This is a genomic window from Saccharopolyspora tripterygii (genome assembly GCF_054778355.1).
Genome location: NZ_BAAGZP010000012.1, coordinates 1 through 20,335 on the forward strand (window position 1 = coordinate 1; position 20,335 = coordinate 20,335).

Below are 20,335 nucleotides of genomic sequence, written 5' to 3' on the forward strand. Positions count from 1 at the left end.
CCATCGACATCTGGCTCCGCGACCTCACCAAGATCAGTTCCTAAACAGCTCCTAGTCGGCGCGGACTTACCTGGGTGCGAATCTGGGTGCGAACTTCTGCCCGCCATGCAACTCGAGCACCATCTTTGTCCTCCATTTATCCCGTTTGCCCAGGCACCTCACCCATGACAAAGCCCCTAGCCGACTCAAAATCCGTCCAGTGTGCGTTCGAATCGCACCGGGGGCACTTCGTTTGACCCGGTAAAACAAGCGAATATGTGGATCATGACTTGATCCGTGGGCATGGCCTTGGGTGCGAGCGCATTCAAGGCCATGATCCGTTCACGGCCCGATGAACATCAACGGCGCCTTGGTAGCCCCGAGACACGAGTGCTCCATCGCTGGACAGTAGACACCGCCGCGAGCCTGGGTGGAAGTACCGCCGGTGGAATGGCCACAGGAGCCGCCGTGGGTACGCCCGGGGCCGGAAACGTGGTCGGCGGCGTAGTGGGAGGCATCGCCGGCGGCTTGGTCGCCACCGGAGTTGGCGACTGGTTCCAAGGCGACTGACTCGGCCGCACAGCACCTACAGGGACACGGATGGACACGAACTTGTTCTGCTCAGTGGCCGAGTTGCCACCCAAGCCGGATGCGACCACTGGGCTGCCTCGACCTCCCCGGGCACCTGGCTTCCACAAGGAGGACAAGCCTCCGAAGGAACAGGACCGCGACCGCGTACAGGACCCGTCCAAGGCCCCATCGCCTCCAGACGGCGAGGGGCCGGTGTTGGAGTGGTACAGAAGCTCCCGCCGAAACGCCGTACTCACAGGCGCTGTCGCCTTCGTGATCATGGTGGTGGCGTTGACACTGATCCGAGGCGGCGAAATCGCCTGGATGCAGTTCTGGTTCGTGTGGGCGATCCTCGTGCTCGCCTCGCTGGGCGTCTACGCGTCCTCGCGGGCCACAGACTGCGCTGTGGGAGCTGAGTGGCTCAAGGTCGGCAAGACGTGGGTTCGGCTCTACGAGCTCACATCGATCAAAGCACGTGTGCGCAGCAATGCCATCCACATCGATTTGAAGGACAACGCGGAACGCGAAGTCAAGGTCAGCACCAGTGCCCTGCAAGAGGACCGCGACATCTGGGACCTGGTCTACAACGGCATCCTGCACTCCGTAATCGCCGGTGATGCCACCACCAACGGAATGGTCCACAGTGCTCTGCAGGTACCCCGACCAGCTCCGGCCGAATGACCCGCTCCGACAGGGAGGACCAACCCGTTACGCTTGAACTGCCCAAGTCCGTTCCGGCAATTGACGGGGAAGTCGTCAGCTCGCGTCGTTGGGCCAATCGGACCCAACGCTCAGCTCGAGCTGTCGGCGGGCGGCTCTACCTGACCAACCTGCGCGTGGTCTTCTGCCCGCACGCCGTCGACGCAGCCCTGGCAGGCGAATACTGGTGGGCTCCACTCCAGGACATCGCCGACGTCGGCAAGGAAAAGAGGAACTTCAGGCAGATCTACGGCGGCGGGCTGCGCACCCGAATGAAGATCACGCTACGCGACGGCACCACCGAACTCTTCGTGGTCAACAAGCTCGATCACGCCATCGAGGAAATCCAAACTACCGCATACCTCGCCTGATCCCCTCCACTTCGCCCTACTTCCAGGTTATGTGCTCGACCCGCGCCCGGAAGGGGTGGCGATCCGGAATCAAAATTGGGAACTGGAATTCGAGCATTTCGGACGGCATCTGCGCGACGATCTCGACTATCGGTCGTGGAAGCGTCAGACTTTCCGCCTCGAGACCTACAGGAAGCAGGAACTTCACAGCTTCATCGAAGATCCCCCACGGTCCCAACTCGAACAGACCGTCAGAGACCGGTTGTTCGTGGGTACGAGCTCTCCATTGAGATCCACCTGATGTCGAGGTCCCGCTCGAGGTAGTCCATGCGGTTCTCCCAGAACTCCTTCATGTGCGGCAACTCCAGATGCCGGTCCAAATCCTCCTTCGACCGCCACACCTCGTAGAAGACGAAGGTTCCAACGTCATCCTTGTCCTGGTGGAAGTGGTATTCCAGAGAACCTTCCTCGGCGCGCGTCGGCTCCACGAACGACAGCAGCAACTCCTTCAGTTCAGCCGCCCGTTCCGGCTTCGGGTGGGCGAAGCCGACCAGAGCGTAAGGAACATCCGAACTAGGTACGACATTGCTCATACCTAGGTATGGTAGGCCGCCCTTGAGGTACGATGCAAGGCGTACCTTGGGTGAGGGAGGTCGCAGTGACAGACACCGATGGCCAACCCGCACCGTCGGAGATGCAACTGGGCGCAGTGCTCGCCGCCCTGGCCGACTCACATCGCCGGCACGTAGTACTCACCTTGCTCGCCGAGCCCGACGGGACCGAACGGCACTGCAGCTCGTTCGGCCTGCCGGTGTCGAAGGCAACCCGGACGCACCACTTCAGGGTGCTCCGCGAAGCGGGCCTGATCCGGCAGGTCAACCGGGGCAACAGCAACATGGCCCAACTTCGGCGTAGTGACCTGGAAGAACGCTTCCCCGGACTGATCGAGCTGCTACGTGCCGAGATGAGCGACCCGACGTAGACAAATTCCTCGCTTTCAACTGCCACTACCGCTGGAAAACGATCGAGATCAGGTGACATTGCCAATCTCGTCTCGTCGTGACATTCACCATGCCGACCATTTCGGCCTTTTTCCGAGGGTAAGATTTCTTGCCAACAACGAGGCCCCCGAGCTCGACGTGGGAATGATCAAATATGTGCCAACCGCCCGATAACCATTTCGTGGCTGAACTCGCCCTTGCGCGGAGCGTCCACGATGACCTGAATCGGCTCGCCACCACCGAGGACGGGGACCATGATCCTTCAGGCCCGTCTGGAGGCAGAACGAACGAGTGATCTTCTGACCGAGCCGTCAACACCACGCATCGATCTCAATTGGGCTCGCCACCTTCCCTCGGCGATGAGCAGAAGTCGATCGCGTCAGCGAGGGCACCCCGCCCCGCCTGACTTCGCAGCGCGTTTCCCCTCGGTGCACGCGCAATTCCGTCACTCGGTGTACGGCCAGCCGGTGTAGGCCTCCGCGAGGTAGGCGGAGCCGTGACGGGAGCCGACGACGGCGTTCAGCTCTCCGACCTGCCGCTTGTGGTCGAACGGGTTCGTCCCGGGATGCCTGTGCAGCATCGTGGTCATCCAGTAGGAGAAGTTCTGGGCCTTCCAGACGCGCTGGAGTGCCCGCTCGCTGTAGCGGTCCAGGAGGGTTCGGGAGCCGGTCGAGACGTAGGAATCGATGCCTTCGAAGAGGAATTGCACGTCCGCCAGGGCGAGGTTGAGCCCCTTGGCACCTGTCGGCGGCACGGTGTGTCCGGCGTCACCTGCGAGGAAGAGGTTGCCGTACCGCATCGGCTCGCAGACGTAACTCCGGAATCGGAGCACCGACTTGTCGAAGATGCGCCCCTGCTGGAGCTGCAGTCCGTCCGGACCGTCGACCCGCGCCTGCAGCTCTGCCCAGATCTGCTCCTCCGACCACTGCTGCGGGTCCTCGTCAGGAGGACACTGGAAGTACATCCGTTGAATGTGGGCGTCCCTCTGACTGATGAGCGCGAACCCTCGCTCGGACTTGCAGTAGATGAGTTCATCGGCGCTGGGCGGTGCCTCGCAGAGAATCCCGAACCAGGCGAACGGGTACTCGATGAAGTTGTCGGTGCGGAACGCCTCCGGGACGGCCCACTTGCAGATTCCCTGGGATCCGTCCGCGCCGACGACGATCTCGGCGTCCACCTGCTTTCGGCGTCCGTCGGTGTCGGTGAACCGGATCTTGGGCGTTGATGTGGTGAGGTCGTCGACCTCGGTGTCGGAGATCCCGAAGCGCACGTCCCCGTCGGCGGTTCGGCGGGCCTCGGCGAGGTCCGCGAACACCTCGTTCTGCGGGTAGAGCCAGACCGCCTCGCCGACCAGGTCCGCGAAATCGATGCGGTGGCTCTCCCCTGCGAAGCGCAGGTCGATCCCCTCGTGCTTGTGGCCGTCGGTGAGGACCCGGTCCGAGCATCCTGACTTCACCAGCAGGTCAACGCTGCCGCGTTCGAGGATTCCCGCCCTGTGCGTGGAGCGAATGGTCTCGTGGGTGCGGTTGTCCACCACGACGTTGTCCACGCCCGCGTTGGCGAGCAGGTGGGAGAGCATGAGCCCCGCGGGCCCGCCCCCGACGATTCCCACTCGCGTTCTGATGGTCTCAACTGGAGCGCCCACTGTTCTCCTTCTCGTTGGTCCGATATCGGTACGAATGCCCCGTCATGTCGATCGCGCGGCAGCAGACCGCACCGCGCATCCGCTGCCGGCTCACCGGCGTCGGCGTACCCGAAACCACGACTGCTGACGACGCTTCGACCTCATCTCCCGCTGTACCCGAGCTGCATGACAGGGGTGCAATGGGTCTCGCGGGCGGAAAGCGCCGCGACTGCCGAGACCACTCCGCAGACGATCGCGAACGCGGCGACGGGCCACCACGTCGCACCGTCCTTACCCGTGATCGCGACGGCAATCGACGGCGAGAACCCGGCCAGCAGGAACCCGAGCTGGGTCCCGATGGCGAACCCGGTGTAGCGGACGCGAGCGTCGAACATCTCCGTGAAGAAGCTGGGCCAAAGACCGTTGACGGCGCTGTAGGCGATGCCTGCGTGGAGGACGCCGACCGCGAACACGAGACCCAGCGAGCCGGTGTCGATCGCCCAGAGGTACATCGCGAACGTGACGGCCGACGCGAGCGCGCCGAACACCCAAACAGGACGCCGTCCCATCCGGTCGGACAGCGCGGCCCACAGCGGGATCGCGGCGATCGCCACCGCATTGGACACGACGGACACCCACAACATGTCGGACTTCTCGAGCTGATTCTCGCCCGTGGTCGCGAACGACAGCGCGAAGACGGCGAACAACGTCTGGAACACCGCGAACAGCGAGCAGCCGATGACCCTCAGCAGATCCCGCCATTGCTCGCGGACGAGCGTGAGCAGCGGCAAGGCAGGCGTCTCGGCCGGTTCGTCGACGGCTGCGGTGAACACGGGCGTCTCATCCAGACGTCGCCGGATGAAGTAGGCGACCGCGACGACCACCACGCTCAGCAGGAACGGGATCCGCCATCCCCACGCGTGCAGCGCGTCCTCGGGGAGTGCGGCGACCGGGAGGAAGACCAGCGTGGCCAGCACCATGCCCGCCGCGAACCCGGACATCGTGAAGCTGGTGAACAACCCTCGTCGACCTTCCGGCGCGTATTCGAGGGTGAGCGTGCTGGCACCTGCCGCCTCGCCGCCCGCCGAAATCCCTTGGGTCAGCCGGCACACCGTCAGCAGCACCGGGGCGAGCATGCCGACGGAGTCGTAGGTGGGAAGCAGGCCGATCGCCAGGCTGCTCGCCCCCATCAGCACCAGCGTGGTCAGCAGGACGCCCCGGCGCCCGACGCGATCGCCGAAGTGTCCGAACAGGACCGCGCCGAGAGGTCTTGCTAGGTAGGCGATGCCGAACGTGGCGAGGGCCAGCACCGTTGCGGCGGCCGGATCTCCTGACGGGAAGAAGACGGTGTTGAAGACCAGTGCGGCGGCGGATCCGTAGATGAAGAAGTCGTAGTACTCCAGGAGGCTGCCCAGAAAGGCCGCGAGAGCGGCTCGGCGTGCCTGGACCTCACTCGGGAGTTGCGCGTCATCGCCGATCACGGAGGTGGTTTCGGTCTCGGAAGCGGACACAGAACCTCCTTTCGTCGAAGTGCTGGAGCCGGGGTCGCCCGGCCGTGGAGGTTCCAGCAGCGTGCGTGCCCCGCGTGACGCAACAAACAGGAACTCCGTTGAATGAGAAGCGGAGATGGGCCACGATGCCTTCATGGCACGTTCGGACTCCGGTGAATCACTGCTGACGCGGGTCGATCGGGTGCTGTCCTGTTTCGATTCCGACAACCCGACCCGGACGGCCTCCGACATCGCCCGGCACGCGCAGCTACCGATCGCCACCGCTCATCGGCTGGTCAACGAACTCGTGTCGCTGGGGTACCTGGAACGCACCCCTGGCCGGCGGATCCGGCTTGGGGTGCGCCTCTGGGAGCTCGCCTCCCGCGGTTCGCGCGCGCTCGGCCTGCGGGAGGCGGCGATGCCGGTAATGGAGGACCTGCACGCCGCGGTCGGGCACCACACGCAGCTCGCCGTCCGGGACGGCCTCGAAGCTCTCTACCTGGAGCGGTTGTCCACGCGCGGTGGTTCGCGCAACATCATCCGCGTTGCGGGCCGCCTGCCCGCTCACGCGTGCTCCTCAGGCCTCGTGCTCATGGCGCACGCCCCCGTCGAGGTCCAGGACGAACTGCTGGCCTCCCGCCTGCACCGCTACACCGACCGGACACCGTCCGAGCCCGAGGCACTTCGCCGGGTGTTCGCCGACATCCGGCAGCGTGGTGTCGCCATGGCCGAAGACTTCATCACGCCCGGCGCCACCGGCGTCGCGGTGCCGATCCGAGGGCCTGCTGAGGACGTCGTCGCCGCTCTCAGCGTGGTCGTTCCCTCGCGGAACGGCAACGGCCCGGCCCAGATCTCCGCTCTTCTCGCCGCAGCACGGGCGATCTCACGTGCGCTCGGCCTGAATCCTCGCTTGGAGGCTGACCTCACGTCCACGTGAGCACCACCCCGGAACCTTCCCATTCAACGGAGCATCCGTTCCCTTCCTCCCGGCGATCCGGCCATCGTCGAAGTCGAGATCGCTCGTCGAGGCAAAGGGGCTGTTGATGATCCGCCACGTCGTCCTTTTCCGCTGGAAGCAGGGATTCGACCCCGCGGAGTGGCTCGCCGTCGTGCGCGATCTGCAGCAGCGCATACCCGAGGTCCGGTCCTTGTCGGTGGGGACGGACGTCCTGCACGCCGAACGTTCCTGGGACGCGGCGCTCGTCGCGGACTTCGACCGCATCGAAGACGTCGCGACCTACACCTCCCACCCCGCGCACCAGCCGGCCATCGCCCTCTCCGGTGAAGGCGCCGAGCAGATCGTCTCGGTCGACTTCGAGCTGGCAGAAGGTGCGCTGTGACGCGGCCCGAGGGCCGGGTGGCAGGCAAGACCGCGATCGTCACCGGCGGCAGCGGTGATCTCGGCCGGGCCACCGCGCAGATGCTCGCCGAGCACGGCGCCACGGTGGTGAACTTCGACCGTGCGCCTGCCGAAGGTGGCTGGAACGGCCTCGCGGTTCAGGACCGCATCGTCGACGTGACCTCGGAAACCGGTGTCTCCCGTGCCGTCGAAGAGGTGATCGCCGAACGGGGTGCGCCTCAGATCCTCGTGAACGCCGCCGGAATCATCGGTCGTCCGGCCCCGTCGCACGAGGCCACGATCGAGGAGTTCGACCGCATCTTCGGCGTCAACGTCAGAGGTGTCTGGCTGATGACCCGGGCCGTGGTCCCGCACATGATCTCCGCGGGCGGCGGCAGCATCGTCAACTTCTCCTCGATCCACGGCCTGACCGGTGGTAAGACGGTGCCGCTCTACCACGCCACCAAGGGCGCGGTCCGGTTGCTGTCCAAGGCGGATGCCGCGGTGTACGGGGAGCACGGGATCCGCGTGAACTCGGTTCACCCCGGGTCCACCCGGAGCCGGATGAGCCGGGATGCCGCGGCGAACTCGACCATCGGCCCGGAGGCCTACTACCGCCAGCTGGTGGGCGGGAATCCGCTTCCCCGACAAGGCACTCCGGATGAGATCGCCTACGCGGTGCTCTACCTCGCGTCCGACGAATCCAGTTTCACCACCGGTGCAGAACTGGTCGTCGACGGTGGTTACACGGCCGTCTGAACCATCGTCACCCGCCACGCGAAACCGGCCGCCCGGACGGGAGAACGCGCCCTCGTGGCCAGCCGACACCACCGATGCGAAGTGACCGCTCGACCATCCGCGCACGTCGAACGCGACTTCGCACGAATCCTGAAGGAGAGACAGTGAAAACCATCAAGTGCGACGTCCTGGTGATCGGCTCGGGAGCGGCCGGGATCTCGTCTGCGCTCAAGGCCGCGCACGACGGCCACAGCGTGCTCGTCGTGGACAAGGAACGCTATCTGGGCGGAACGACTGCGATCTCGGGTGGATGGGCATGGCTCCCGGGCAACAAGCAAGGGCAGTCCGAAGGGGACACGCGGGTGGAGGCCGAGACCTACATCCGTCACCTCGCGGGTGCCTGCTACGACCCGGACGCCAGCGGGGTCTTCCTCGACAACGTTCCGGAAGCGATGAACTTCTTCGAGGACGACGCGTCCATCGAGTTCCACTACCCGGAGAAGGCCCCGGACTACCAGATGGACGCGCCGGGAGCGAAGGTGTCCGGTCGCGCCGTGACGGTGCCCTCCGTCGACGCGCGCATGCTCGGCCACAACCGGCTCCGGGTGCAGCCGTACCTGTTGTCCTACACCGTCTTCGGCTACATGCCGGAGGTCGGACCGGACATCGCCATGTTCCTCAAGGCCAACCAGAACCTGAAGGCGTTCACCTACGCGGCCAAGCGAATTACCGCGACGTGGGCGCAGACCCTCCTGCACCGGCGCGCCTACACCCGAACCAACGGCAACGCGCTGATGACCCGACTGATCACCGCGGCCGACGAGGCGGGAATCCGCATGTGGACGTCCACCGCCGCCGACGAACTCCTTCGCGACGAGGCGGGAACCGTGACGGGGGCGCTGATCTCCGGGGAGCACACCGGTGCTGTGCACGCCCGGCTGGGCGTCGTCCTCGCGGCAGGGGGCTTCTCCGGGAACGCCGAGCTGCGCAAGCGGTTCTTCCCGCACGATCCGCGCGGTGACAACCACACCACCCCGACCATCGGGCACGACGGAGATTCGTTGCGGCTGGCGCAGTCCTGCGGCGGGCACATCGACGCGACGCCGCACCAGCCGGCGGCTTGGGGACCTGTCACCGTGTTCCGCGGTCTGCGCGGGCAGAAGCGGTGGTTCCCGCACCTGCGCGCCTTCGGCCTTCCTGGCCTGATCGCCGTCGATCGCACCGGAGTTCGCTTCGCGAACGAGTCGCTGTCCTACCACGACTACGGCGTCGAGATGCTCGACAACGACAGAGATCGGGACGGCACGTACGGCTGGATCATCGCCGACCAGAAGGCCATGCGCCGCTACGGGATCGGGTACGCCAAACCGTGGCCCTTCCCGCAGACCTACTTCCGCCGCTCCGGGTTCCTGCACAGGGCCCCCACCGTTGCCGCGCTCGCCGAGAAGATCGGCGTTCCCGCCGACCGCCTGCGGTCCACGCTCGACGAGTTCAACCTCGACGCCGCCCGGGGTGTGGACGAGAAGTTCAACCGCGGATCGAACTGGTTCCACCACTTCAAGGGCGACATGGACCACAAGCCCAACCCCAACCTCGCGCCCATCGACAAGGGCCCCTTCTACGCGGTGAAGATCGAGATGGGCGACCTCGGGACGTACGCGGGACTCGCCGTCAACACGCGCAGCGAAGTCCTCGATGAGGACGACGAGCCGGTTTCCGGCCTCTACGCCGTGGGCACCGCGGCCGTCAGCGTCTTCGGCGGCGGATACCCCGGATACGGCGCCAACATCGGCCCCGCCATGGTCTTCGGCTACCGCGTTGGCCGGGACATCGCCGAGCACGCCGCCGAACGCCGCGCAGCGAAGACCAGCGGCGAGCAGCAGTCCTGACGAGTCCCGGGGCGGAGAGGAAGTGGGTGTCGTGAACGCCGAGCCGACGAACTACGCAGGAACAGGCGGATCGGACGTGGTCGTCGTGACGGGCGCCTCGTCCGGGCTCGGCGCGCACGCCGCCGCGCGCGCCGCGAGCGAGGGCTGGACAGTGGCCGGTCTCGATCTCCAGGAAACTCCCGAGAACCTGGCGCTCGCCAGCAGCCACCGGGCGGACGTCCGTGATGCCGGAGCGCTCCGACAGGCGTTCGCGGAGATCCGCGAGCGGCACGGCCCGATCCGCGGTCTGGTCAACAGCGCCGGCCTCACGCGCCCAGGAGCTTCCGCCACGCTCCAGGAGGACGATTGGCGGACGGTGGTCGATGTCGACCTGACCGGCACCTTCTTCGCCTGCCAGGCGGTGTTCGACCACTTGGCGGAAGGTGCCTCGATCGTCAACATCGCTTCGATCGCGGCCACGCGCGGTCTCCCCCGCCGAGTCGCCTACAGCGCCGCCAAAGCCGGCGTCGTCGGGCTCACCAGCGCTCTCGCGGCGGAGTGGGGTCCGATGGGCGTCCGGGTCAACGCCCTCGGGCCGGCGTGGACGAACACGCCGCTGGTCCAGCAGATGGTGAAGGACGGGGCGTTGGACACCAAGTCGATGACCGACGCCATCCCGCTCAACCGCCTGTGCACCGAGGACGACGTCGCGAACGCGGCCCTCTTCCTGCTCTCCGACCGCGCGGCCTTCATCAACGGTCACACGCTCTACGTCGACGGCGGTTACGTCACCGCGGGGTGACTCCGAGAGAGCCGCCCAACGGGTCGCTCGAGATGCCACTGCTGTGGAGGTGGCCTCGCACGACCAGAGCCGACCTCCACCGCTCGACAGCGCTACGACTTCGCGGGGGTGGGGACGTTCTCAGGAAGACGCCCACCCCCACGACTCACCTCGTCCGGCATGCGACGGATGTCGCTTACGCGACTCCCTTCCCGGTGAAGCAGTAGCGTCGGGCACCGTCCGCGCCGTCCTTCAGGCACGCCTCGATCGTGACGGTCTTCCCCTCGGGGATGTTCACGTTCTTGAACTCGCATCGGTCGGGCGGATTGGATCCGTCGCTGTCCTCGGCTTGCACGCGATGATTGCCGCTGGAATCGCTCCACATCACCGCGCCCCAGGCGCGCAACCCGTCCTCCTGCATGTCGCAGACCTCGAGGACATCACCGTCGTGGAAGAACAACGCCTTGCCGCCGGGATTGTCGTCGACCGTGACGGCACCGCCGTCCTCACCCATCGCCCGAACCGGGCTCGCCTGCGCCACCGTCGCAGCAGGACCAGTGCCCCCAGCAGTGGAATCGCGCGGGTCAGGTGTTTCCGCATCTGCATCTCCTGCATCTCGTTGTGAACACGCGAACTGGGCAGAAGCCGTGCAGCGCTGCCCATCGTGGTGATGAGAGTTCCGGTCGCCCCTCAGATCTCCGCTGGAGCGAATCCCACTTCGCTCCGCATCTCACCGGTCGCTCCTCGGCGACGCTACCAACGTGACCACCCGCTCACCCGGCTTCGCAAAGGCTTCATTGGCCAAAGCCAATGCGCGCGGGCGCCGCACAGGTGTTCAGAAGAGGCCCTCTGCACCGCGGCTTTCCGAAACCACGAATCGGCTCGCACTCCCCTACGATGCGGGACGTACCCGTTGCGGACGGAGGAGCAGGCGATGAAGGCGTTGCAGTACCGGGAGATCGGCTCCGCACCCGAGGTCGTCACCGTCCCCGATCCGGATCCCGGACCCGGGCAGGTGCTGCTGAAGGTCACCGCTGCCGGGGCGTGCCACTCCGACATCGCCGTGATGAGCTGGTCTGCCGAGGAATTCCCGTACGCGCTGCCGCTGACCTTGGGGCACGAAGGTGTCGGCACGGTGGCTGGGCTCGGTGCGGGCGTCACCGGGCTGGCCGAGGGCGACGCCGTCGCCGTGTACGGCCCGTGGGGGTGCGGCCTCTGCCTCAACTGCGCCGCCGGCAAGGAGAACTACTGCCTGCGTGCCGATGAGCTGGGTATTCGCCCGCCCGGGCTCGGCTCCCCCGGGTCGATGGCCGAGTACATGATCGTCGACGACCCGCGGCACCTCGCCCCGCTCAACGGCCTGGACCCGGTCGAGGCGGTCCCGCTGACCGATGCCGGGCTCACGCCGTACCACGCGATCAAGCCCTCGCTGCCGAAGCTGGTCCCCGGGGCGACCGCCGTGGTCATCGGCGTTGGAGGGTTGGGGCACATCGCCGTCCAGATCCTTCGTGCTCTGACCAGCGCGCGCGTCATCGCCCTGGACGTCAGCGAGGACAAGCTGGCCCTGGCCCGCACCGTGGGCGCGCACGAGACCGTGCTGTCGGACGCGCAGGCCGCCGCGAAGGTCCGCGAGCTGACCGGCGGCCGGGGCGCGCAAGCGGTGTTCGACTTCGTCGGGGCGCAGCCGACCGTGGAAACGGCCGGCGCTGTGGCCTCGGTCGAAGCCGACATCTCCCTCGTCGGCATCGCAGGCGGCAGCCTCCCCGTCGGCTTCGGCCTCCTGCCGTTCGAAGCCTCCGTCACTGCGCCCTACTGGGGCAGCCGAAGCGAGTTCCACGAGGTCCTGGAACTGGCTCGGGCCGGAGCGCTCTCGGTGCACACCGAGACGTACTCCCTCGACGAGGCACCCCGGGCCTACGAACGACTCCACCACGGCGAGATCAACGGCAGAGCCGTCGTCCTGCCGAACGGGTGAGCCTGTTCCCGATCAGACGATGACTCGGGTCTATGCAGAACACGCGCGGTCGTCCGGCGGTCCGTCGGTGTGCGCACGTCTCGCCCGTTGCTGCGGATTGCACGCTTGTGCGCTCGTCCTCCGCCAGTTTCGAGCGTGACATGTCCGTAGGTCCGCTCTGCTGCTTCCTGCAACACGGGGACGAACCGCCTTGGCGAAGAACCCGGTATCCCGCCGCAGACCGCGCTCCTGCGGCGCCTGACAGCATCGATTCGGTCAGTGCCATCGAGCAACACGCGCCGCCAGATGGTGCAGCTTGGCACGAGCGAACATCATCGGTACAAACGTCGATGCTGTTCGGATGTTCGACACGAGGGAGTGTTGCGGGAGTGCTGATCAAGAGCAATGCGCGTGAGTGGGGAGACAACTCGACGCACGTTGGTCCCGATGACGGATACCTCGATCGAACACCGGTATTCCAGTTCATCCTCCTGTCCTTGCTCTTCCCGATGTGGGGCGCCGCAGCGGGACTCAACGACATCCTCATCCCGCAGTTCAAGTCGGTCTTCGAACTCAGCGACGCGGCAACCGCGTTCGTGCAGAGCGCCTTCTACGGCGGCTACTTCCTGATCGCCGTCCTCGCTTCGCGGTTCATCAAGCGGACGTCGTACAAGGCCGCGGTCATGGTCGGCCTGGTCCTCTACATCGTGGGCTGCGGGCTGTTCTTCCCCGCCTCTCACATGGCCACATACGGCGTCTTCCTCGTCGCGATCTTCGCCATCGCCGTGGGGTTGAGCTTCCTTGAGACCTCAGCCAACACGTTCAGCTCGATGCTCGGGCCGCGGCGCACGTCCACGCTGCGGCTGAACATCAGTCAGACGTTCACACCGCTGGGGAACCTGACCGGCATCGTCCTGGGCAAGTACCTCATCTTCGACAACGCCGCCTCGCTCGAAGCGCAGATCGCATCCGTGCAAGGCTCCCAGCGCCAGGAGCTCATCGACCGGCTGCTGGGCCAGACATTGCTCCCGTACAAGTACATCCTGGCCGTTCTCGTCGTTCTTCTCGTGCTGTTCGCCATCACCGAGTACCCGAAATGCCGTCCCAGGGTTGACCAGGACGCCCAGGCAGGGATCGGGGAGACCCTGAAGTACCTCTCCACGAACAAGCTCTTCCTCAAGGGCATCGGAGCGCAGTTCCTGTACGTCGGATTGCAGACGGCGGTCTGGTCGTTCACCATCCGCCTGCCCTTGGAGACGATCCCGGGCATGAACGAGTACGAGGCCTCGAACTACATGATCCTCGGATTCGCCGCCTTCTTCATCGGAAAGTTCCCCGCCAACTTCCTGATGAGCAGGTTCTCCCCTTCGTACGTCCTGATCGCCTACACGGCCATCGGTGCGGTGCTGCTGGTCTTCGTCGCGTTCGGTCCAGGAAACTGGGCGGTGTGGGGAGTCGTCCTGGCGAACCTGCTCATGGGACCGTGCTGGCCGACCATCTTCGGACGCACCCTGGACACCATCGAAGACAAGCGCCACCAGGAAACCGGCGGTGCCGTCCTGGTCATGGCCATCGTCGGGGGCGCCGCCATCCCGGTGCTCCAGGGATTCGTGTCCGATGCGACCGGGTCCCTGCAGGTGTCGTTCCTCGTGGGCGCCGCATGCTTCGCAGCCATCACGCTGTTCTTCATCGACCAAGCTCGACACGCTGTGACCGACGAACCCGCCTGACCGGCCGACACAAAGCCAGTCACGTCGACCGGCTCCTGCTCCGGACCGGATTCCGCATGGCCGGAACTCGCTGTTCGCCGGTCGTCATTGACCACCGGTATGGCGTGGCCCGGGAATCTCTCCCGCGGAGCGGGCGCGTGCGTTCCTGCGCCGGTTGGCCCACGCCACCCGTGGGGATGCTGCGAGGATCCTCCAGTCCTCGAGATCCGGGAGGGCGTAGCGGAGGACTTCGGCTTCCGCAGGACTCCACGGCACCAGGATCACGTCGGCCCGCCAGCGGTTCCCGTGCTCCTGCAACCAGTTGCGGGCGTCCGGGACCACCACTGTCTGGCGGCCGTGTCGGCGAGCCAGTTCGGTGGCGACGAGGTGATGGGTTTTGCGCTCAGAGCGGGTGTCGTGATCCGACCGTTCGGGCACAGCCGCACACCTCCACCGTGACAGGAGAAACTGAACTGCTTGCCCAGTCAACCGGAAGCAGCGGTCGTCGAGGAACCGACGATCAGGCGGAGCCGGTGATACGTCCAGGTGACATTTCCAGTCGTCGCCGATTCGTCCGGACGCACGGCCTCCCTCAGGCCGTCGCCGCGGCCGCTGCCCGGCCGGCTTGGCGGCCTGAGAACAGGCAGCCGCCGAGGAAGGTGCCTTCGAGCGCGCGGTAGCCGTGGACACCTCCGCCCCCGAAGCCCGAGACCTCGCCTGCGGCGTACAGGCCCGGGATGGGGTTGGCGGCCGCGTCCAGGACCCTGCCGGAGAGATCGGTTTGGAGGCCGCCGAGGGTTTTGCGGGTCAGGATGTTCATGCGGATGGCGATCAAAGGACCCGCGTCCGGGTCGAGGATCTTGTGCAGGGGCGTGGTGCGCACCAGGCTGTCGCCGACGTAGGCCAAGGAGTTCCGGATCCCCATGATCTGGTCGTCCTTGGTGTAGTTGTTGTCAACCTGGCGGTCTCGCTGGACGAGCTGGCGTTCGAGGTCGCCCGCGTCGAGCAGGTCCGATCCGGCGAGCCGGTTCATCCCGGCGACGAGTTCCGCAACGGTGCTCGCGGTGACGAAGTCCTCGCCGTGGTCCTGGAACGCCTTGACCGGCGGCGGGGTGTCGTTGAGCGCTCTGCTCGCGAGGTAACCGGCCAGGTCCTTCCTGGTGAGCTCCGGGTTCTGCTCCGAGCCGGAAAGGATGAACTCCTTGTCGATGATCTTCTGGTTCAGCACGAACCACGAGTAGTCGTAGCCGGTGTCCTTGATCAGCTTCAGCGTGCCCAGGGTGTCGTAGCTGGGAATGCCGGGGTTCGGGAAGCGGCGTCCGCGGGCGTCGAACCACAGCGAGGACGGTGCCGCGAGGACCCGGATGCCGTGGTTCGGCCAGATCGAGCTGTGGTTGGCCAGACCCTCGGTGTAGTGCCACATCCGGTCGCGGTTGACCAGGCGGGCACCCGCGCTCTCGGTGATGCCCAGCATGCGGCCGTCGACGTGGGCCGGGACGCCGGTGACCATGCGCTCCGGCGGTGCGCCCAGCCACTCCGGCCAGTTCTGCCGGACGAGGTCCTGGTTGCCGCCGATCCCACCGGAGGTGACGAGGACTACCGGTGCGTGCAGTTCGAAATCGCCCACCCTGGTGCGGGAACTCGGCGTGCCGCGTGGGGCGTCGCTCGGTTCCAGGACTCCGCCGCGCACACCGTTGACGACGCCGCCGGTGACGGTGAGCTCGTCGACCTGGTGGCGGAACCGGAAGGACACCAGCCCCCGCTCGGCCGCTTCGCGCACCCTCTTCTCGAACGGCTCCATGACACCGGGACCGGTGCCGAGCGTGAGGTGGAATCGGGGCACCGAGTTGCCGGGCCCATCCGAGAGCTGCCCGCCTCGCTCGGCCCAGCCGACGACGGGCACCCACCGCACGCCCATGTCGTGCAGCCAGGACCGCTTCTCCGTCGCGGCGAACTCCAGGTAGGCCTCGGCCCAGCGCTTGGCCCAGTAGTCCTCGCCCAGCGGGTCGTCGGGACCGCGGTCGAAGCCGGCGTTGCCGAACCAGTCGTCGCGGGCCAGTTCCAGCGAGTCCTTGATGCCGGCCAGCCGCTGCTCCTCCGAGTCGATGAACAGCAGTCCGCCGAGCGACCAGAACGCCTGGCCACCGAGACTCGCCTCGGGTTCCTGGTCGAGCAGCAGGACCTTGCGGCCCGCATCGGCGAGCTCCGCGGTGGCCACCAGACCGGCGAGCCCACCACCCACGACGATCACGTCGGCGTCGGCGCCGGAGGAGTTGCGCGGTGCGCCGAACGCGGCGCTCATGGGCCACGACGCGCTCATCGCAGCCGCACCACCGCTGATGAGCGCGGAGCGGCGACTGATCATGCCCTTCTCACGAGAGTTCATGTCATCCCTTCACCGGTCGGTCCCGGCACCGAGTGAACACCTGTTACCGCGAAGGGCACAAGATCACGGACAAATCGTTAGGATTCCGAGAAACGCGGGCAAAGGCCTCAATTCCCCATGATTCTCAAAATGCGGCGCAGTCCACGCCCTACCGTCGGTGTCGGCGGTTCCACGGGCGGTTGCGGCGGGTGATCCAGCGGGCGAATCCTGCTGCGTCGGTGCGGGCTCGCTGTCCGGGGTGGCGCGGATGCTCGGCCGCGTAGGAGTCGAAGAGCGGCGGGAAGCGCTCTCCCAGTTTCTCCACCAGATCCGGTCGCAGCTTCGCCACGACGCGCCTGCGCTTGTTCAGCAGTGCTCGCTGCTGAACTCTGAGCTGGTCCCGGTCGAATCCGGGCGGTTCCTCGGCTCGACCGAGCAGCGCTGCGAGCAGCTGTTGTTGCTGCGCGGCAAGGCGTTTCCGCGCGTCGCTCATCTGGCGATGGCCGCGCGGATGGCGGTGAGCTCGGCGGCGAGTTCGTCGTCGGAGGGGAACTGGTCGTCGCGTTCCAGCAGGACCCCGGGCGGCGACGTGCGGGTGTGCAGCTGCGCCAGGAGGTCGAGGACTTCGGGGACGACCGGGTGCGCGTGCGTGTCGTGGTAGATGCCGTCCTGCCAGGTGCCGCCGCCGACGTGCACGTAGGCGATGTGCTCCAACGGGACGGTGTTCAGGAACTCCTCGGGGTCGGTGCCGAGGTTGTGGGCGTTGGCGTGGAGGTTCGCGACGTCGAGGAGGAGCGCGCACCCGGTGCGCTCCACCAGCCGCGCCAGGAACTCCGCCTCGGTGAACTCCGCGTCGGGCCATTCCACCAGCGCAGCCACGTGTTCCAGCGCCAGCGGCACGGGCAGCAGATCCTGCGCTTTGCGCACGTTGTCGACCAGCACGTCGAGCGCTTCGGAGGTGCGGGGCGGGGGCAGGATGTGCCCCGCTTCCCACTGCCCGGCCCGGGTGAACGCGACGTGGTCGCTCACCAGCGGTGCGTCGAGAGCCGTGGCCACGCGGGCGAGATGGCGCACGCGCTCGGTGTCGAGAGGTTCGGTCCCGGCCAGCGACAGCGAGACCGCGTGCGGGAGGACCGGGAGTCCGCGTTCGCGGAGCAGGCTCAACGATTCCGGGATGCGACGCGGGTCGACGTCCTCGGCGACGCACTCCACGAAGTCGACGTCGAGGCGTTCCACGGTGAGGTCGATCTCACGACGCCAGCCGATTCCGACGCCGAGGCGCGGTGTCTCGGCATCCATCAGCCACCTCCTCCCCCGCCGCAGCCACCACCGCCGCCGCCTCCGCAGCTGGACGACACACCGCTGGCCGCGCCGCCGGAGCTGGAGGTGTTCAGCAGTCGCACGACGGTCGGATCGGGGTAGGCGCTCAGCCCCGCGAACGCCACGAGCTCCGCGGCCGCACCGCCCACGAGAGGACCCACCACCGCGTGACCCGAGCCGACGGCGGTCGAGGACGGTTTGCCCACCGCGTCACCCGCTTTCGTGCGCAGCGGATGACCGCACTTGTGGGCGGCACCTCCCCAGAGGAGAAGCGTCACCGCGAACTCGAAGAAGAGGAAACCGACCGGATAGCCGAGCCGGACTCCGTTCACGCCTCGCACCACCGCGATCAGCGCGAGAATCGGGAATCCCCACACCAGCAGCCGCAGCACCGCGTGCGCGCCCGACGGCACGAGGAAGCCCTCCTCGACGAGGCGTCGCCGCAAGGTGTCGCAGTGCCCGCTGAGCCGGATCGCCTTGCGCGGCTCGGAGATCGTCCCTTCGCTTCCGGCGAGTGCGAGCACCTCGCGCTGCACCTCGTCGTCCTCGCCCTGGGTGCTGACGCGGTGCAGCTTCCGCGACCGGGAGACCCGCACGCGCCCGTCGTGGATCAGGCCCGCCAGCGCGGTGTCGGCGACCCGGTCGCTGCCCCCGTGCAGATAGGCCCGCTCGTACAGCCCGAGCCCGCCTGTTTCGCCAACGGGTTTCCCCATGTCCTTCACCACGGCACGTGCGACCACGACGATCGCGCACCACACGATGAGCCCCATGCCGTACAGAAGCAGGAACTCCGGGCCGCTGAGCCCCCACGGCTGTTCCATGACCACCTCACCGCGATCCGAACGGACCCGCACCCCGCGAATCCACCCCGTTGGACGCGCGGGCACCACCCCAGGTTCCACCAGCAACGCGGCGTTCCGGCCGCACCTCGCTGGTCATCCGCGGTTCAGCCGCGGGAGACGGCCTGCGCGGTGACGGCGAGACCACCATGCGCTCGCACGAGGCCAGCAGGATCCGGGCGAACCTGGAAACGCACCCCGAAACCCCGCTGCTGATCAGCGGATCCGCCTCAGCCCGTCGCTCCCCCGGTGGTCGCGAGCAGCTCTTCCGAGACCGCCCAGAGGCGCCGGCGAACATCGTCGTCGTAGGAGGTCTTGCTGGTGGCGACCGGACGTCGCTTGATGAAGTACTTGCCGGTGACGTCGGCGACTTCCGGCGAGTTGGCCAGGTGAAGGATCGTGTCCGCACCCTTCTCCGGGGAGATGCCGAAGCCCGCGTAGAAGGCACCGATCAAGGCCCGTGCGACCCCGTGGGCCCCGTTCTTGAAACCGGACGCGACCGCACCGGGGTGCATCGCGTTGACGGTGATGCCGGAATCACGCAGACGTTCCGCGAGTTCGTAGGTGAACAGGATCTGCGCGAGCTTCGACTGCCCGTAGCCACGCATCGGGTTCCCGCTGTTCCGCCCTTGAAGATCGGAGAAGTCGATCTTGGCGCCCTTGTGGGCCATCGAACTGACGTTGATAACCCGCGCACGTTCGGCGCTCTTCAGCTGCTCGAGCAGCAGGGTGGTCAGCAGGAAGTGGCCGAGGTAGTTGCCCGCGAACATCGACTCCAGGCCCTCGGAGGACTCGCGCCGGGTCTGCGTCACTCCCCCGGCGTTGTTGACCAGCACGTCGAGCTTCGAGTACCGGTCGGTGAACTCGCGCGCGGCCCGGCGGACCTCGGCCATCTCGGCCAGGTCGACGACGATCAGCTCGACCTGCTGGTTGCCCGTCTCGGCGATGATCGCATCGCGGGCCGCGGCACCCTTGTCGGCGTTGCGGCACAGCATGACGACGGTCGCCCCGCTGCGCGCGAGTTCGAGCGCCGTGACGTACCCGGTGCCCGAGTTCGCCCCGGTCACGACGCAGACCCGCTGATCGGTGCTCATCGATCTCCCCGTGGTGTGAGCAAGTGGTTACTTCGAGGGTAACCGCCGGGACCTCGCGGTCACCTCGAACCGTTGCCGAGATGAAACGGGCGGCGACGCGAGCCACCGCCATTCCCTTGTGGACGCACCGGTCGTTCTCCTTCTGCGGTACGCCCCTCTGACGTCCACTGCCGACACGGGCTGCGGGGCTCGGACCAGCCAGGCGCGCGAGCACGGACCTGCTGAACGCGTGGCGCACATCCAGCCGGTCCGCCCCGGACGGTGGTGATCGAGTCGAGGCAGGGCTCGACCGAAACCTCATCCGGATTCCGCGGACCCGCGAGGGCTTTCCGGCCGCGCTTCGGTGCTGTCGCCCTGAGCTGCTTGATCGTCGTCTCGCAGCCCCCGGGCTTCGGCCTTGAGCACGCGGGCCGACTGCCCCAGCGAGCGGGCCATCTGCGGCAGCCTGCTCGAACCGAACAGCAGCACCACCACGACGAGCACGACCAACCAGTGCCAAGCGCTCAGCGATCCCATTCGTCCCTCCGGATCTGTTCCCCATAAACCAAAGCAATCTTAGAGCTTGTTCCTGAACTCAGGTGAGGCGTTTGCTGATGGTGTGAATCGCCGCCCAGC

The 20,335-nt window shown here is 66.8% G+C and carries 21 protein-coding genes; 10 read left to right on the forward strand and 11 right to left on the reverse strand.

The window, feature by feature from the left end; translation table 11 throughout:
* Nucleotides 1–822 precede the first annotated feature (822 nt).
* Both ACYVF3_RS10655 and ACYVF3_RS10660 read left to right on the forward strand, forming a co-directional pair.
* Nucleotides 823–1,230, forward strand: coding sequence for a hypothetical protein (locus ACYVF3_RS10655; RefSeq protein WP_461154057.1), 408 nt, complete (start codon nucleotides 823–825; stop codon nucleotides 1,228–1,230).
* A complete protein-coding gene (locus tag ACYVF3_RS10660) occupies nucleotides 1,227–1,619 on the forward strand; it encodes a hypothetical protein (RefSeq protein ID WP_461154058.1) in 393 nt (130 codons plus the stop codon). The genes ACYVF3_RS10655 and ACYVF3_RS10660 overlap by 4 nt, the downstream gene beginning before the upstream one ends.
* 16 nt (nucleotides 1,620–1,635) lie before the next feature.
* Here ACYVF3_RS10660 and ACYVF3_RS10665 read toward each other — a convergent pair whose 3' ends face one another.
* Both ACYVF3_RS10665 and ACYVF3_RS10670 read right to left on the reverse strand, forming a co-directional pair.
* Nucleotides 1,636–1,806 (reverse strand): hypothetical protein, encoded by a 171-nt coding sequence (locus tag ACYVF3_RS10665; protein WP_461154059.1) that lies wholly within the window; start codon nucleotides 1,804–1,806, stop codon nucleotides 1,636–1,638.
* Nucleotides 1,807–1,849: 43 nt separating this feature from the next.
* Nucleotides 1,850–2,191: a putative quinol monooxygenase gene (locus tag ACYVF3_RS10670; RefSeq protein ID WP_461154060.1), complete on the reverse strand. Its 342-nt coding sequence runs from the start codon at nucleotides 2,189–2,191 to the stop codon at nucleotides 1,850–1,852.
* Between the two features lie 65 nt (nucleotides 2,192–2,256).
* Between ACYVF3_RS10670 and ACYVF3_RS10675 the strand changes: the two genes are divergently transcribed.
* Nucleotides 2,257–2,580, forward strand: a complete 324-nt coding sequence (locus ACYVF3_RS10675) for an ArsR/SmtB family transcription factor (RefSeq protein ID WP_461154061.1) — start codon at nucleotides 2,257–2,259, stop codon at nucleotides 2,578–2,580.
* A 464-nt stretch (nucleotides 2,581–3,044) separates the two neighbouring features.
* Here ACYVF3_RS10675 and ACYVF3_RS10680 read toward each other — a convergent pair whose 3' ends face one another.
* Together ACYVF3_RS10680 and ACYVF3_RS10685 are read right to left on the reverse strand one after the other, a co-directional pair.
* Complete coding sequence (locus ACYVF3_RS10680; protein WP_461154062.1) at nucleotides 3,045–4,211, reverse strand: 4-hydroxybenzoate 3-monooxygenase; 1,167 nt, start codon at nucleotides 4,209–4,211, stop codon at nucleotides 3,045–3,047.
* Between the two features lie 173 nt (nucleotides 4,212–4,384).
* Nucleotides 4,385–5,734 (reverse strand): MFS transporter, encoded by a 1,350-nt coding sequence (locus ACYVF3_RS10685; RefSeq protein WP_461154063.1) that lies wholly within the window; start codon nucleotides 5,732–5,734, stop codon nucleotides 4,385–4,387.
* Between the two features lie 133 nt (nucleotides 5,735–5,867).
* On the opposite strand from ACYVF3_RS10685, the gene ACYVF3_RS10690 reads away from it, so the two are divergent.
* The 5 genes from ACYVF3_RS10690 (at nucleotide 5,868) to ACYVF3_RS10710 (ending at nucleotide 10,460) form a co-directional block, all read left to right on the forward strand.
* Entirely contained in the window at nucleotides 5,868–6,650 is a 783-nt protein-coding gene (locus ACYVF3_RS10690) for an IclR family transcriptional regulator (RefSeq protein ID WP_461154064.1), read from the forward strand.
* Between the two features lie 106 nt (nucleotides 6,651–6,756).
* Nucleotides 6,757–7,053, forward strand: a complete 297-nt coding sequence (locus ACYVF3_RS10695) for a Dabb family protein (RefSeq protein ID WP_461154065.1) — start codon at nucleotides 6,757–6,759, stop codon at nucleotides 7,051–7,053.
* Complete coding sequence (locus tag ACYVF3_RS10700) at nucleotides 7,050–7,811, forward strand: SDR family NAD(P)-dependent oxidoreductase (protein ID WP_461154066.1); 762 nt, start codon at nucleotides 7,050–7,052, stop codon at nucleotides 7,809–7,811. The genes ACYVF3_RS10695 and ACYVF3_RS10700 overlap by 4 nt, the downstream gene beginning before the upstream one ends.
* Nucleotides 7,812–7,954: 143 nt before the next feature.
* The gene (locus ACYVF3_RS10705) at nucleotides 7,955–9,679 is read left to right on the forward strand and encodes an FAD-dependent oxidoreductase (RefSeq protein ID WP_461154067.1); all 1,725 of its coding nucleotides are present in this window, start codon (nucleotides 7,955–7,957) and stop codon (nucleotides 9,677–9,679) included.
* 22 nt (nucleotides 9,680–9,701) lie between these two features.
* Nucleotides 9,702–10,460, forward strand: a complete 759-nt coding sequence (locus ACYVF3_RS10710) for an SDR family NAD(P)-dependent oxidoreductase (RefSeq protein ID WP_461154068.1) — start codon at nucleotides 9,702–9,704, stop codon at nucleotides 10,458–10,460.
* A gap of 175 nt (nucleotides 10,461–10,635) precedes the next feature.
* Here ACYVF3_RS10710 and ACYVF3_RS10715 read toward each other — a convergent pair whose 3' ends face one another.
* Nucleotides 10,636–10,953, reverse strand: a complete 318-nt coding sequence (locus ACYVF3_RS10715; protein WP_461154069.1) for a hypothetical protein — start codon at nucleotides 10,951–10,953, stop codon at nucleotides 10,636–10,638.
* 420 nt (nucleotides 10,954–11,373) lie between these two features.
* Between ACYVF3_RS10715 and ACYVF3_RS10720 the strand changes: the two genes are divergently transcribed.
* Both ACYVF3_RS10720 and fucP read left to right on the forward strand, forming a co-directional pair.
* Entirely contained in the window at nucleotides 11,374–12,414 is a 1,041-nt protein-coding gene (locus ACYVF3_RS10720) for an NAD(P)-dependent alcohol dehydrogenase (protein ID WP_461154070.1), read from the forward strand.
* Between the two features lie 329 nt (nucleotides 12,415–12,743).
* Complete coding sequence (gene fucP / locus ACYVF3_RS10725) at nucleotides 12,744–14,123, forward strand: L-fucose:H+ symporter permease (RefSeq protein ID WP_461154076.1); 1,380 nt, start codon at nucleotides 12,744–12,746, stop codon at nucleotides 14,121–14,123.
* A 571-nt stretch (nucleotides 14,124–14,694) separates the two neighbouring features.
* Here the strand turns inward: fucP and ACYVF3_RS10730 are convergent.
* The 6 genes from ACYVF3_RS10730 to tatA form a co-directional block, all read right to left on the reverse strand.
* Nucleotides 14,695–16,404 (reverse strand): FAD-binding dehydrogenase, encoded by a 1,710-nt coding sequence (locus ACYVF3_RS10730; protein ID WP_461154077.1) that lies wholly within the window; start codon nucleotides 16,402–16,404, stop codon nucleotides 14,695–14,697.
* Between the two features lie 232 nt (nucleotides 16,405–16,636).
* Complete coding sequence (locus ACYVF3_RS10735) at nucleotides 16,637–16,960, reverse strand: hypothetical protein (RefSeq protein ID WP_461154071.1); 324 nt, start codon at nucleotides 16,958–16,960, stop codon at nucleotides 16,637–16,639.
* Nucleotides 16,957–17,766: an MbnB/TglH/ChrH family RiPP precursor modification enzyme gene (locus ACYVF3_RS10740; RefSeq protein WP_461154072.1), complete on the reverse strand. Its 810-nt coding sequence runs from the start codon at nucleotides 17,764–17,766 to the stop codon at nucleotides 16,957–16,959. Before ACYVF3_RS10740 ends, ACYVF3_RS10735 begins: the two co-directional genes overlap by 4 nt.
* Complete coding sequence (locus ACYVF3_RS10745; protein ID WP_461154073.1) at nucleotides 17,766–18,608, reverse strand: TIGR04222 domain-containing membrane protein; 843 nt, start codon at nucleotides 18,606–18,608, stop codon at nucleotides 17,766–17,768. Before ACYVF3_RS10745 ends, ACYVF3_RS10740 begins: the two co-directional genes overlap by 1 nt.
* A 248-nt stretch (nucleotides 18,609–18,856) precedes the next feature.
* Nucleotides 18,857–19,720, reverse strand: coding sequence for an SDR family oxidoreductase (locus tag ACYVF3_RS10750; protein ID WP_461154074.1), 864 nt, complete (start codon nucleotides 19,718–19,720; stop codon nucleotides 18,857–18,859).
* 297 nt (nucleotides 19,721–20,017) lie between these two features.
* Nucleotides 20,018–20,236 (reverse strand): Sec-independent protein translocase subunit TatA, encoded by a 219-nt coding sequence (gene tatA, locus ACYVF3_RS10755; protein ID WP_461154075.1) that lies wholly within the window; start codon nucleotides 20,234–20,236, stop codon nucleotides 20,018–20,020.
* Between the last annotated feature and the right edge of the window lie 99 nt (nucleotides 20,237–20,335).